9 protein-coding genes and 1 riboswitch are annotated in these 13,857 nt (G+C 71.1%); of the genes, 4 read left to right on the forward strand and 5 right to left on the reverse strand.

The window, feature by feature from the left end; all coding sequences use genetic code 11:
- The first annotated feature begins 86 nt into the window (after positions 1–86).
- The gene (locus tag FFS25_RS00470) at positions 87–2,165 is read left to right on the forward strand and encodes a M13 family metallopeptidase (RefSeq protein ID WP_137801517.1); all 2,079 of its coding nucleotides are present in this window, start codon (positions 87–89) and stop codon (positions 2,163–2,165) included.
- Between the two features lie 88 nt (positions 2,166–2,253).
- Here FFS25_RS00470 and FFS25_RS00475 read toward each other — a convergent pair whose 3' ends face one another.
- Positions 2,254–3,075, reverse strand: coding sequence for a carbon-nitrogen hydrolase family protein (locus tag FFS25_RS00475; protein ID WP_137801518.1), 822 nt, complete (start codon positions 3,073–3,075; stop codon positions 2,254–2,256).
- A gap of 137 nt (positions 3,076–3,212) precedes the next feature.
- Between FFS25_RS00475 and FFS25_RS00480 the strand changes: the two genes are divergently transcribed.
- Both FFS25_RS00480 and FFS25_RS00485 read left to right on the forward strand, forming a co-directional pair.
- Entirely contained in the window at positions 3,213–3,608 is a 396-nt protein-coding gene (locus FFS25_RS00480; RefSeq protein WP_171004032.1) for a YidH family protein, read from the forward strand.
- Positions 3,609–3,614: 6 nt separating this feature from the next.
- Positions 3,615–4,031 carry a DUF202 domain-containing protein gene (locus FFS25_RS00485; RefSeq protein WP_137801520.1) on the forward strand — a complete coding sequence of 139 codons (417 nt, stop codon included), beginning with the start codon at positions 3,615–3,617 and terminating at the stop codon, positions 4,029–4,031.
- A gap of 64 nt (positions 4,032–4,095) precedes the next feature.
- On the opposite strand, the gene FFS25_RS00490 is transcribed toward FFS25_RS00485, so the two are convergent.
- Both FFS25_RS00490 and FFS25_RS00495 read right to left on the reverse strand, forming a co-directional pair.
- Positions 4,096–5,490: an amino acid permease gene (locus FFS25_RS00490; protein WP_212742696.1), complete on the reverse strand. Its 1,395-nt coding sequence runs from the start codon at positions 5,488–5,490 to the stop codon at positions 4,096–4,098.
- 331 nt (positions 5,491–5,821) lie between these two features.
- Positions 5,822–7,108 carry an adenylosuccinate synthase gene (locus tag FFS25_RS00495; protein WP_137801522.1) on the reverse strand — a complete coding sequence of 429 codons (1,287 nt, stop codon included), beginning with the start codon at positions 7,106–7,108 and terminating at the stop codon, positions 5,822–5,824.
- Between the two features lie 195 nt (positions 7,109–7,303).
- Positions 7,304–7,403, forward strand: a riboswitch (SAM riboswitch).
- Between the two features lie 126 nt (positions 7,404–7,529).
- On the opposite strand from FFS25_RS00495, the gene metE reads away from it, so the two are divergent.
- Complete coding sequence (gene metE / locus FFS25_RS00500) at positions 7,530–10,964, forward strand: 5-methyltetrahydropteroyltriglutamate--homocysteine S-methyltransferase (protein WP_137801523.1); 3,435 nt, start codon at positions 7,530–7,532, stop codon at positions 10,962–10,964.
- Between the two features lie 109 nt (positions 10,965–11,073).
- On the opposite strand, the gene FFS25_RS00505 is transcribed toward metE, so the two are convergent.
- Both FFS25_RS00505 and glmS read right to left on the reverse strand, forming a co-directional pair.
- Positions 11,074–11,493, reverse strand: a complete 420-nt coding sequence (locus FFS25_RS00505) for a DUF3151 domain-containing protein (protein WP_053447987.1) — start codon at positions 11,491–11,493, stop codon at positions 11,074–11,076.
- Between the two features lie 303 nt (positions 11,494–11,796).
- Complete coding sequence (gene glmS / locus FFS25_RS00510) at positions 11,797–13,671, reverse strand: glutamine--fructose-6-phosphate transaminase (isomerizing) (protein ID WP_137801524.1); 1,875 nt, start codon at positions 13,669–13,671, stop codon at positions 11,797–11,799.
- Positions 13,672–13,857: the final 186 nt, after the last annotated feature.

Consider the following 13,857-nt stretch of genomic DNA (forward strand, 5'->3'; position numbering starts at 1 on the left):
AGCACCTGCGCTCGGGGCCGCCGTCGTCGTCACGCGCTCGGCGAAGCGGGCCCACCGGCACCCTCCCGGGCCACTAGCCTGGCGGTATGACCGACAGCACCGCCGCACCCGGACCCGCTCCCGCCGACACGCCGGAGGAGGCCATGATCTCCCTGGACGCCACGACCTTCGATCGCACGGTCCGCCCGCAGGACGACCTCTTCCGCTACGTGAACGGCCCGTGGCTGCGCGAGGCGCAGATCCCGGAGGACAAGGCGCTGATCGGCGCTTTCGTCGTGCTGCGCGACCGCGCGGAGGAGGCGGTGCGCGAGATCGTGACCGAGAAGCCGGGCGAGGACCCGGATCCGATCCGTGCGAAGATCGCGGACCTCTACGCCTCCTACATGGACGAGCAGCGCCTCGAGCAGCTGGGCGCGCAGCCTCTGGCCGAGGACCTCGCGGAGGTCGACGCCGTCCAGGACGTGCAGGGCCTGTCCCGCCTGTTCGGCCGCCTGCTGGCCTGCGGCGTGTCCTCGGTGCTGGGCGTGGACACCGACGCCGATCCGGGCGATCCCGGACGCAGCCTGGTCTTCATCGGCCAGTCGGGGATCGGGCTTCCCGACGAGGAGTACTACCGGGAGGCCCAGCACACCGAGATCCGCCAGAAGTACCGCGAGCACATCGCCCGGATGCTCGAACTCGCCGGGATCGAGCGCGCCCACGACGAGGCCGAGCGGATCTTCGGGCTCGAGACCGAGATCGCCCAGCGGCACTGGGACAAGGTCGAGGTCCGCGACCTCACCAAGATGTACAACCCCAAGTCGTTGGAGGAGCTGCAGCAGCTCAGCCGCAACCTCGATTGGAGCGCCCTGCTGCTCGAGGGCCTCGGGCTGCCGGCCTCGGCTGTGGAGACCGTGGTGGATCAGCAGCCGTCGTTCTTCGCCGAGCTCGATCCCCTGTTCGACGCCTCCCGCCTGGAGGACTGGAAGGCCTGGGCCCGCTGGCAGATCGTGAACTCGCGGGCGGCCTACCTCTCGGCGGCGTTCGTGGAGGCGGACTTCGCCTTCTACGGCACGGTCCTCTCCGGCACCCCGGAGCTCAAGGAGCGCTGGAAGCGCGGAGTCGGGCTGGTCAACGGCGTGCTGGGCGAGGCCGTGGGCCGCGTCTACGTCGAGCGCCACTTCTCCCCCACGGCCAAATCGCGGATGGACGAGCTCGTCCAGAACCTGCTGGCCGCCTACCGGCGCTCGATCGAGACGCTGGACTGGATGACCGATTCCACCCGCGCTGAGGCTCTGCGCAAGCTGGCGTCGTTCACCCCCAAGATCGGCTACCCGGAGAAGTGGCGGGACTACTCGCAGCTGGAGATCCGCGCCGATGATCTGGTGGGCAACATCGTGCGCACCTCGGAGTTCGAGCGCGCCGAGCTGATCCGCAAGGCCGGGAAGCCGGTGGAGAAGCACGAGTGGCTGATGACCCCGCAGACGGTCAACGCCTACTACCACCCTCTGCGCAACGAGATCGTCTTCCCGGCGGCCATCCTGCAGCCCCCGTTCTTCGACGAGGACGCCGAGGATGCCATGAACTACGGCGGCATCGGCTCCGTGATCGGCCACGAGATCGGGCACGGCTTCGACGACAAGGGCTCCACCGCCGACGGCGACGGCCGCCTGCGCAACTGGTGGTCCGACGAGGACCGTGCGGCCTTCGAGGAGCGCACCGAGCGCCTGGTCAGCCAGTACGACGGCCTGGTGCCGGACCAGCTCGCCGATCGCCCGGAGCCGCCGACGGTCAACGGGCGCATGACCCTGGGCGAGAACATCGGCGACCTCGGAGGGCTGTCGATCGCCTACAAGGCGTGGGAGCTCTCCCGCGGCGTGGTCGAGACCGCTGACGACCCGGACGAGGCCCGCGAGCGCGCCGGTGCGGATCCCGCGGCCTTCGAGGAGCAGGACGACGACGGCTTCACCCCGGCGCAGAAGCTGTTCCTGTCCTGGTCCTTCATCTGGCAGCAGAAGGCACGCGACGAGACCACGGCCCAGCGCCTGGCGGTCGACGTCCACTCCCCCAACGAGTTCCGCGCCAATCAGACGGCGCGCAACGTCGATGCCTTCCACGAGGCCTTCGGCACCACGGAGTCCGATCTGATGTGGCTGGACCCCCAGGAGCGCGTGCGCATCTGGTGATCAGCGCGGCTCCTGTCGGATGACTGCGGCCGGTCGCTCCCTGCGCAGGGGGCGGCCGGCCGTCGTCGTACTCGTGCGGTGCTGGGACTCAGTCCTGCTGCTGCCCCAGAGGCTGCTCGGCCAGGGAGCCGGGGCGGAAGCGCCGGTTCGCCAGCGACGGCACGGTGGAGCGCACCTCGTCCACGCGTCGGGTGTCGATCTGGGTGATCAGCAGCCGCTCGCCCTCCTCGACCCGGGCGGTGAGCCCGCCCAGCGGATCGCGGACCTGGGAGTGCCCGACCGTGTGGTCGTTGAAGGTGTCCGCCGCCGCGATCCACAGGGTGTTCTCGATCGCGCGCGCGGCCAGCAGCGTCTCCCAGTGGCGGACCTTGTCCGGGCCGGAGAACCAGGCCGCGGGCACCAGGACGAGCTGGGCGCCGTCGTCGGCCAGGGCGCGGTAGAGCTCGGGGAAGCGGATGTCGTAGCAGGTGCTCAGCCCGATCCGCACACCGGCGACCTCGATGCTCGCCGTCCCCGCATCCCCGGGGCGGAGGCGCTCGGACTCCTGGTAGGAGAAGGCGTCGTAGAGGTGCAGCTTGCGATAGGTGGCCAGCAGCGACCCGTCCGCGCCCACGGCCACCAGGGTGTTGTACGGGCGGTGATCGTCCGAGGGCTCGTAGGCTCCGGCGACGATCGCGATCCGCTCCTGATGCGCCAGCTCCTGCAGCGAGGTCACGAACGTGTCCCACTCGCGCGCCACGATCTCGGCGAAGCGGTCCTTGACCCCGGACTCCACCCCGAGCATCGCCTCCTCTGGGAAGACCACCAGATCCGCGCCGCGAGCGGCGGCATCGGTGACGTGGCGGCGGATGGTCGCCAGATTGGCCGCGACGGCCGGGGCCGGGTCGATCTGGGCGAGCGCGAGTCGCACGGGGGATCCTCCTTGGTCTCGCCACCGCGGGCGGTGGCTGTGTCGGGCGTCCAGCGGAAAGCCTATGGCCCCCGGCGGACAGCCCGGAAGGCCCGGAAAGCCCGTGACACCGTGTGGCGCCCGGTAGCGTGGCGGTCATGAACCGCACCCCGCGCCCGTCCGGCGAGACCGGACGGTCCCCGTTCGCAGCGCGCCTGCTCGGCGGCGGCGGCGAGCCGGACCCGCGCTTCACCCTGGCCAACGAGCGCACCTTCCTGGCCTGGATCCGCACGGCCCTGGGCCTGCTGGCCGGCGGCATCGCGCTGGAGGCCCTCGCCGGGGACCTGATCCCCCAGACCGTGCGCGTGGTGCTGGCGGCCGGGCTGATCGCCCTGTCCATGGTCGTGGCGATCTCCGCGAGCGTGCGCTGGCTGCGGGTCGAGCGCGCCATGCGCCGCCGCGCCCCGCTGCCGCTGGCGATCATGGCCCCGGTGCTGTCTCTGGGTGCCGCATTGGCCGCCGGCGTGCTGCTCGGCGTCCTGATCAGGCGCTGAGGGCCTGTGCACTCCCGGACCCGCCCCAACGACGGCGGCCAGCCCCGCCGATTCGACGCCGCCGACGGGCCCATCGCGACCCGCAGCTCCCGGCGCTCCCGAGAGCGCCCGACACACGACGACCCCGGCCTGCAGCCCGAGCGGACCTCGCTGGCATGGGGCCGGACGCTGCTGGCGCTCGTGGTCGCGGCCGCGCTGCTGCTGCGCTGGCTGCCCCATCACGGCCTGGCCGCGGTGCTGCCGCTGGCCGCGGCAGCCGTGCTGGCGCTGGGGATCTGGCTGCGGCAGGGGCTGCGCTACCGGCGCGGGGCGCGCAGCGTGGCCCTGGAGTCCTCGGCTCCCGATCCGCTGGAGATCCTGGCGATCAGCGCAGCCGTCGTGGTGCTCGGCGCCCTGAGCCTGCTCACGATCCTCCTGGCCTGAGCCCCGCAGGCTGCAGGGAGGGCCTCGGTCTCCCGAGGCCCTCCCTGCAACGTGCGCCGGCGGCTCAGCCGCGCGAGAGATCCGCCTGCGCGGGATCCACGGCCGGCTCCTTGGTGCTCAGCTTGTGCCCGATCCAGAAGGCCAGGAACAGCGGCAGGCCGATGTACGAGGACAGCAGCGACATGGGCGTCACCGTCCCGGTCACGAAGGCGTCGTAGCCCTGGCCCAGGATGACCAGCAGGCACATGATCAGCGCGACGATCGGGCCGGCGGGGAAGAACCGTGAGCGGAACGGCAGCTCGGACAGCGGCCGCCCCTGCGCCTTGAAGGCCCGGCGGAAGCAGTAGTGCGTCCAGGCGATGCCCGCCCACACGATGAAGCCCGCCAGAGCCGAGGCGTTGAGCAGCCAGGTGTAGGCCGCGCCCTCGCCGATGAACGTGGTGAGGAAGGCCAGCAGGCCGAAGGACGAGGTCACCAGCAGCGCCCGCATGGGCACGCCGCGGCGGTTGACCTTGGCCAGCCAGGCCGGGGCCTTGCCGTCGGTGGCCATGGACCAGAGCATGCGCGTGGAGGCATACAGCCCGGAGTTGCCGGCCGAGAGGATGGCCGTGAGGATCACGGCGTTCATGACGGAGCCGGCGAAGGCCACGCCCGCGTTCTGCAGCACCAGGGTGAACGGCGAGATCGCGACGTCCTCGATGTCCGAGGCCAGCAGGTTCGGGTGCGTGTACGGCAGCAGGAAGCCGATCACGATGATCGCCAGCACGTAGAACAGCAGGATGCGCACGAACACGGTGCGGATCGCCTTGGGCACGGTGCGCTCGGGGTCCTCGGCCTCACCGGCCGCCACGCCCACGAGCTCGGTGCCCTGGAACGCGAAGCCGGCGACCATGAAGATCGCCAGGATCGACATGGGCCCGCCCACGAACGGCGCCTGCCCGTCGGTCCAGTTGCCGAAGCCGGGGGCGTCGCCGCCCATGATGCCCAGCACCATCAGCACGCCCAGCACCAGGAAGACGACGACGGCGGCCACCTTGATCGCCGAGAGCCAGAACTCGCCCTCGCCGTAGGCCCGCGTGGACAGGGCGTTGAGCCCGAAGACGATCAGCAGGAACAGCGCCGACCAGACCCAGGCGGGGACGTCGGGGAGCCAGTAGCGCATGACCAGTGCGGCCGCCACGAGCTCCGCGGCCAGGGTGATGGCCCAGTTGAACCAGTAGTTCCAGCCGATCGCGAAGCCGAAGGACGGCGAGACGTAGCGCGCCGCGTGATCGCCGAAGGATCCGGAGGTGGGACGCCAGGCGGACATCTCGCCCAGGGACTGCATGAGCAGGAAGACCATGAGCCCGATCGCTATGTAGGCCACGAGCGCACCACCAGGCCCGGCCGTGGCGATCGAGTTGCCGGAGGCCACGAACAGCCCGGTGCCGATCGCACCGCCCATGGCGATCATGGTCATGTGCCGGGTCTTGAGGCTGCGGCGCAGGCCCTCGCCCTCGGACCGCGCCGAGGCGGGGTCCAGTCTGGTGCTCTGTGTGGACACGGTCAGTCACTTCCGACGTCGGGGATCGAACGGCGCCGCGACGGGCATCGATCAGTGGCGCCTGCATGCACGACGAGGCGCAGCACGCCCAGGGGTCTGCCAGATGCTATCCGACACGGCGGGCGAGCCCGGTCCGCGCGCGGGACGGTGACGCAGCGGATGGTGACAGATCGGCACCCCATCAGGGCTGATGGGGTGCCGATCTGTCACCATCCCGAGCGCCTGTCCTCGCACGGGCGAGGCGGCGTCAGTCGATCAGGTCGCGCAGCTCGATCGTGTTCTCGCGGCCCGGGCCCACGCCGATCGCGGAGAACCGGGTGCCGGACATCTTCTCGAGCGCCAGGACGTAGTCCTTGGCGTTCTGCGGGAGATCGTCGAGGGTCTGGGCCTGCGAGATGTCCTCCGACCAGCCGGGGAACATCTCGTAGATCGGCTTGGCGTGGTGGAACTCGGTCTGCGTCATGGGCATCTCGTCGTGGCGCACGCCGTCGACGTCGTAGGCCACGCACACCGGGATCTCCTCGAGCCCGGTGAGGACGTCGAGCTTGGTCACGAAGTAGTCCGTGAAGCCGTTGATCCGCGAGGCGTGACGCGCCATCACGGCGTCGTACCAGCCGGTGCGGCGCGGGCGCCCGGTGTTCACGCCGAACTCGCCGCCCACGGTGCGCAGCCGCTCCCCGGACTCGTCGAACAGCTCGGTGGGGAACGGACCGGCACCCACGCGGGTCGTGTACGCCTTGATGATGCCGATCGAGCGGGTCAGGCGCGTGGGCCCGATGCCCGCGCCCACGCAAGCGCCGCCGGTGGTGGGGTTCGACGAGGTCACGAACGGGTACGTGCCGTGATCGACGTCCAGGAAGGTGGCCTGCCCGCCCTCGAGCAGGACGGTCTCGTCGCGGTCCAGGGCGTCGTTGAGCAGGCGCGTGGAGTCCACGATCATGGGCGCCATGCGCTCGGCGTAGCCCATGAAGTAGTCCACGATCTCGTCGTTCTCGAACGCGCGGCGGTTGTAGACCTTGAGCAGCAGCTCGTTCTTCTGCCGCAGGGCGCCCTCGATCTTCTGGCGCAGGATCGACTCGTCCAGGATGTCCTGCGCGCGCAGGCCCAGGCGCCCGATCTTGTCCATGTAGGCGGGCCCGATCCCGCGACCGGTGGTGCCGATCGCGCGCTTGCCCAGGAACCGCTCGGTGACCTGGTCGAGGGTCTGGTGGTACGGGGCCACCAGGTGCGCATTGGCCGAGACGCGCAGCTTGGAGGTGTCCGCGCCGCGGGCCTCGAGGCCGTCGATCTCCTCGAACAGCGCCTGCGGGTTGACCACCACGCCGTTGCCGATCACGGGGGTGGCCCGCGGGGAGAGGATGCCTGCGGGGAGCAGCTTGAGCTCGAACTTGTCGCCGCCCACCACCACGGTGTGCCCGGCGTTGTTGCCGCCGTTCGGCTTCACGACGTAGTCCGCGCGGCCGCCGAGGATGTCCGTGGCCTTGCCCTTGCCCTCATCGCCCCACTGGGCTCCGACGATCGAGATGGCTGGCATGCGACTGCTCTCCTGACTGGGCCCGCACGAGGTCTGGATGCTGCGCCACGCGCCTTGTGGAGGCCATGGTGGATCGCGCGCCACGGGCCGGGGGCGCGACGGTCCGGGGCGATCCTATCGCGCGCCCCTCCCTGGCGGCCGTGGCAGATCTCGGGGGTTGACAAGCAGGGCCGCCTGGGGTGGTATCTATCTCGCTATCTATCCAGAGCGACCGAGAGACCTGGCTCGTCGACGTCGCAGCAACCATCCCCGCGGATCTTGCGGGGACCGGTGCTCCCGCCAGGACCGATGGAGCGTCTTCTCAGACTTCCGTGGTCCACCGGACCCGTGCCTTTCCGCGCATCGTTAGCGCCGGCACGGGCCTCCGTGCGCACCCCGTGGTCTGCCCTCCATCGGGCATCCACGGAAAGGCGAACACGGAATGTCCGATCACCATCCCCCAGCACCGCGCTCGGATCGTCCCCCGGAGACGGGGGCGCCGTCGCACCGCAAGACGGTGCCCGCGCTGTCCTACGAGCTCTACCCGCCGCGCAGCGCAGCCAGCACCGAGTCCCTCCTGCAGACCATCGAGGCCCTGGCGCCCACGGTGCCGGACTACGTCTCGGTCACCGCGGCGGTCGATCCGCAGCGCCGCGTCCAGTCCATGGCGCTGCTGTCCCACCTGATCTTCGAGACCCCGCTGCGCCCCCTAGCCCACGTGCTGTGCACGGGAGTCACGGAGACGCAGCTGCGCGAGCTGATCCACGAGCTGCTGGACCTGGGCGTGCGCGGCGTCCTGGCCCTGCGCGGGGACCGGGATCCGGCCGTCGAGCCCGGCCCTGAGGAGCTGCCCTTCGCCCGGCATCTGGTGGACCTGATCCGCTCGGTCGAGCGCGGCCGAGCCGCCCAGCTGTGCGCCGGCAACGTCTCGATCGGCGTGGCCGCCTATCCGATCAAGCACCCCGAGTCGACCTCCGTGCACCAGGACCTCGAGGTGCTACTGGCCAAGCAGCGCGCCGGCGCCGACTTCGCGATCACTCAGCTCTACCCCGAGGCCGACGACTACGCGGCCTTCGTGTCCCGGGCTCGTCGCGCCGGAGTGGAGCTGCCGATCATCCCCGGGATCATGCCGGTCACGAGCCTGCGCCGGTACCTGCGCATCTGCGACCTGGCCGGCCTGGAGCCGGACCCGCTGCTGGCCCACGAGCTCGAGACGGCCGACTCGGACGCCGAGCGCCACCGGATCGGCGTCCGCTGTGCCGTGCACAGCGCACGCGCTGCCTTGGATTCCGGGGCTCCCGGGCTGCACCTCTACACGTTCAACCAGCACGAGGCCGCCCTGGACGTCCTGGAGCAGCTCGATCTGCCCCGCCCCACCCCTTCAGCCGGACTCGCCGGACTCATCCCCGCATCCCAGCCCGCCGACGGGCGCCCCATCCGCACCTATGAGGAGACCGCAGTGACCATCTCGAACGACGCCCAGCCCGCCGCCTTCCCGACCGCCACGATCCTGGGCTATCCCCGCATCGGCCCGAACCGCGAGCTCAAGCGCGCGCTCGAGTCGCACTGGGCCGGACGCAGCGACCTGGAGCAGCTCGAGTCCTCCGCCGCCGAGCTGCGTGCCTCCATCGCCGAGCGCCTCGAGGGGCTGGGCCTGGAGCAGGCCTCGGCCGTGCCCGGCTCCTACGCGCTCTACGACCACGTGCTCGACACCCTGATCGCCGTCGGCGCGGTGCCGACGCGCTTCGGCGACCTGCGCACCGAGGCCGGAACCGTGGACCGCTCCGGGGAGTTCGTGCTGGCCCGCGGCGACGACGCCCGGCAGCCGCTCGAGATGACCAAGTGGTTCGACACCAACTACCACTACCTGGTGCCCGAGATCGGCGCGCAGACGCAGTTCGCCGCAGCGCCCGGCCGCCTGCTGGAGCAGCTGGCCGAGGCCGCCGAGCAGGGCGGGAGCCTGCGCCCCGTGCTCGTGGGCCCGGTGACCTTCCTGGCCCTGGCCAAGGACGACGGCACCGCAGCCGAGCCCATCGAGCCCCTGGATCGTCTCGAGGAGCTGCTGCCGGTCTACGGCGAGATCCTCGCAGCGCTCAAGGCCGCCGGGGCCGAGTGGGTGCAGATCGACGAGCCCGCCCTGGTCGCGGACCACTCCCGCCTCTCTCAGCAGGACCTGCGCACGGCGATCGAGCGCGCGGCCGGATACCTGGGCGGGCTCGACGAGCGCCCCCAGCTGCTGCTCACCTCCCCCTACGGCGATGCGGGCGAGCTGCTCGGCGCGCTGACCGGCTCGGGTGCCGAGGCCGTGCACGTGGACCTCGTCCGCGGCGGTCTCACCGACGACCAGCTCGGCCTGTTCACTTCGGCAGACGCCCCGGTGCTCGTGGCCGGAGTCGTCAACGGGCGCAACGTCTGGCGCACCGACCTCTCCGCCGCACTCAAGCGGCTCGAGGGCTTCCGCGACGCAGGCGCCCGGGTCTCCGTGGCCACGTCGAACTCGCTGATCCACGTGCCGCACAACCTCGAGGCCGAGCCCGAGCTCGACCCCGAGATCCGGTCCTGGCTGGCCTTCGCCGACGAGAAGGTCCGCGAGGTCGCCGTCCTGGCACGCGGGCTCGCCGAGGGCCGCGGGGCCGTGGCCGCCGAGCTGCAGGAGGCCGACGAGGCCCGCCGCACCCGCGCTGCGGCCCCGGGTGTGCGCATCGACGAGGTCCGCGGTCGCACTGCCTCCCTCACCGAGGCCGACTCGCGGCGCGGCACCGCCGAGCAGCGCCGAGCCGCCCAGGCCGAGCGATCGTTCGGCAGCGGCCGCCTTCCAGTGCTGCCCACCACCACGATCGGGTCCTTCCCCCAGACCGGGGAGGTCCGCCGCGCCCGCGCCGATCACCGCGCCGGACGGATCGACGACGCCGCCTACGACGGCTTCCTGCGCGAGGAGATCTCCCGGGTCATCGCCCTGCAGGACGAGCTCGGCCTGGACGTGCTGGTGCACGGCGAGCCGGAGCGCAACGACATGGTCCAGTACTTCGCCGAGCACTTCGACGGCTTCGCGACGACCGCCAACGGCTGGGTGCAGTCCTACGGCTCCCGGGCCACGCGTCCGTCGATCCTGTGGGGCGACGTCTCCCGCGAGGGCGAGGGGCTGCGCGGCGAGGCCTTCACGGTCCCGTGGATCACCTGGGCGCAGCAGCAGACCGACAAGCCGGTCAAGGGCATGCTCACCGGGCCGGTCACCATCCTGGCCTGGTCGTTCGTGCGCGACGACCAGCCGCTGGCAGAGACCGCCGATCAGGTGGCCCTGGCCCTGCGCGATGAGATCGCCGACCTCGAGGACGCTGGGATCGGCATCATCCAGGTCGACGAGCCGGCCCTGCGCGAGCTGCTGCCCCTGCGCCGAGCCGATCGCAGCGCCTACCTGGACTGGTCGGTCGAGTCCTTCCGCCGGGCGACCTCCTCGGTCGACGACGCCACGCAGATCCACACGCACCTGTGCTACTCGGAGTTCGGCGAGGTCATCACCGGCGTAGACGCGCTGAACGCCGATGTCACGAGCATCGAGGCGGCCCGTTCGCGCATGGAGGTGCTGGCCGACGTCCGCGCGGTCGGCTTCGAGCGCGGGCTCGGCCCCGGCGTGTGGGACATCCACTCCCCGCGCGTGCCCAGCACCGACGAGATCGAGTCGCTGCTCACCCAGGCCCTCGAGCACGTCAGCTCCGAGCTGCTGTGGGTCAACCCCGACTGCGGCTTGAAGACCCGCGGCTACGACGAGACCCGCACCTCGCTCGAGCACCTGGTCGAGGCCACTGCCCGCGTGCGCGAGAGCCTGGCGGCCAGTCAGGCCGCCTCCGCCGAGACGGCTGAGGCCTCCGCGGTCTGATCAGCCGTCCGGGCCTTCGCTGCTCGGCGACGACGAACGGCGCGGCCGCACCCCTGCTGCAGGGGGTGCGGCCGCGCCGTTCGTCGTCAGGCCGTCGCCGGGGTCGACGTCAGCTCTGGAGCTGCTCGGCCGCCGTCGGGTCGGAGTCGTTGAGGAACTTCTGGATGCGCTGGGCCTCGTCGAGCTCGCCGATGGCCGCTGCCGCCTGGCCCAGCGCCGACAGAGCGCGCAGGAAGCCGCGGTTGGGCGCGTGGCTGTACGGCACCGGGCCGTGGCCCTTCCAGCCGCTGGCGCGCAGGGCGTCGAGACCGCGGTGGTAGCCCACTCGGGCGTAGGCGTAGCCCTCGAGCGTCCGGCCGTCGGCCAGCGCCTCCTCGGCCAGGATCGCCCAGGGCAGCTGCTCCTTGGGGAAGGCCTGCGCCAGGTCCTCGGCCTCGTCGCCGGCGTCGAAGCGCGCGACCATCTCCGCGTTCTCCTGCAGCAGGGTGGGATCGGGCTCGCCCAGCAGGTTCTTGCCGATGCTCGACATCGGTGCTCCTCTCGTCGTGCGTGCCCCGGGCTCCCCGGGACGCTCTGCTCCCAGCCTATGCGTGGTGGCACCACGCCCGCTCGGTCGCTGAGATCATGCTTCCGTGCGGCCCAGCCGCCGAGATCCCGCTTCCGTGCGCGAAATCGCCCGAATCGCGCACGGAAGCATGATCTCGGCGGACGGCGGCGTGCGCTGGCAGACGCAGCAAGGCGCGACGCAGGAACGACGGCGGCCCGGCATCCCCTGAAGAGCAGGGGATGCCGGGCCGCAGCGCGGGTTGCGCGGATCAGGCCGCGCGAGAGGTCACTCGACCGTGACGGACTTGGCCAGGTTGCGCGGCTGGTCGACGTCGTAGCCCTTGGCCTCGGCCATGGCGGAGGCGAAGATCTGCAGCGGCACGGTGGCCAGCAGCGGCTGGAGCAGCGTGGGCGACTGCGGGATGCGGATCACGTGGTTGGCGTAGTCCTCGACCGAGGTGTCGCCCTCCTCCGCGATCACGATGGTCTCGGCACCGCGGGCGCGGATCTCCTGGATATTGGAGACGACCTTGGAGTGCAGCGAGTCGCGGCCGCGCGGGGACGGCACGATCACGAAGACCTTCTGGCCCGGCTCGATCAGGGCGATCGGACCGTGCTTCAGCTCGCCGGCGGCGAAGCCCTCGGCGTGGATGTAGGCGATCTCCTTGAGCTTGAGCGCGCCCTCCATGGCCACCGGGAAGCCGACGTGGCGGCCCAGGAACAGCACCGAGGTGGTCTCCGCGAAGTCCTTGCCGAGCTGGCGGATCTGGGACTCGTCGTCGATGACGGCCTGGACCTTCTCCGGCATGGCCTGGAGCTCCTCCAGGACGTCCTGGATCTCGTCGGCGAACATGTTGCCGCGCAGCTGCGCCAGGTACAGGCCCAGCAGGTAGGCGGCGGTGATCTGCGCCAGGAACGCCTTGGTGGAGGCGACCGCGATCTCCGGGCCGGCGTGCGTGTACAGCGAGGCGTCCGCCGCACGCGGGATGGAGGATCCGTTGGTGTTGCAGATCGCCAGGACCTTGGCGCCCTGCTCCGAGGCGTGGCGCATGGCCATGAGGGTGTCCATGGTCTCGCCGGACTGCGACAGCGCGACGACCAGGGTCTTCTCGTTGACGATGGGGTCGCGGTAGCGGAACTCGTGCGCGAGCTCGACCTCGGTGGGGATGCGGCACCAGTGCTCGATCGCGTAGCGGGCGACCTGGCCGGCGTAGGCGGCGGTGCCGCAGGCGATCACGACGATCTTGTCGACGGAGCGCAGGACGGACTCGTCGATGCGCAGCTCGTCCAGGGTCAGCTTGCCGTTCTCGTCCAGGCGGCCCAGAAGGGTGTCGCGCACGGCGGCGGGCTGGTCGTGGATCTCCTTGTCCATGAAGGACGGGAAGCCGCCCTTCTCCGCGGCCTCGGCGGACCACTGGACCTCGAAGGGCTTGCCCTCGGAGGGGGCGCCGTCGAAGTCGGTGATCTCGAAGCCCTCGGGGGTGACCGTGACGATCTGGCGGTCCTCCATCTCGACGGCGGACTTGGTGTGATCGATGAAGCCCGAGACGTCGGAGCCCAGGAAGTTCTGGCCCTCGCCCACGCCGATGACCAGCGGGGAGTTCAGGCGGGCCGCCACGATGCGGTCCGGGTGGTCGACGTGGATGGCCAGCAGTGTGAAGGCGCCCTCGAGTCGGGCGCAGGCCAGCTGCATGGCGCGGGTCAGGTCCTGGTCGGCCTGGTTCTCGTAGATGTCGGCGAGCAGGGAGGCGGCGACCTCGGTGTCGGTCTCCGACACGAAGGTGTACCCCTTCTCGGTCAGCTCGCGCTTGAGCTCCACGAAGTTCTCGATGATGCCGTTGTGCACGACGGCCAGGCGGCCACCGGCGACGATGTGCGGGTGCGCGTTCTCATCGGTGGGGCCGCCGTGGGTGGCCCAGCGGGTGTGCCCGATGCCCAGCGGCGATCGCGGGAGGGGGCGCTCGGCGAGCTCGGCATCGAGCGCGGCGACCTTGCCGGCCTTCTTGCGCACCTCCATGACGCCGTCGGCGAGCACCGCTACGCCGGCGGAGTCATAGCCGCGGTACTCCAGACGACGCAGTCCCTCCAGGACCACGTTCAGAGCGTTCCGGTTCTCATCGATCTCGGGGGCTCGCCCGACATATCCCACGATTCCACACATGCCGGGAATGCTACCGCAAACCTTCGGCCGCACACCGGTGTCGGTGCAGGCAGCGGGCACCGACCTGCGACGACAGGGCCCCGCCTCCGTCACACGTCGTCGTCGCTGCTGCGCTCCCGTCGCGCTGCGGTGACGACGACGGCCCCCGCCCCCGCCCCCCGACGGGGCAGGAGCGGGGGCCGACGA

This window comes from Kocuria sp. 2SI (genome assembly GCF_005502825.1).
Classification (GTDB): Bacteria; Actinomycetota; Actinomycetes; order Actinomycetales; family Micrococcaceae; genus Kocuria; species Kocuria palustris.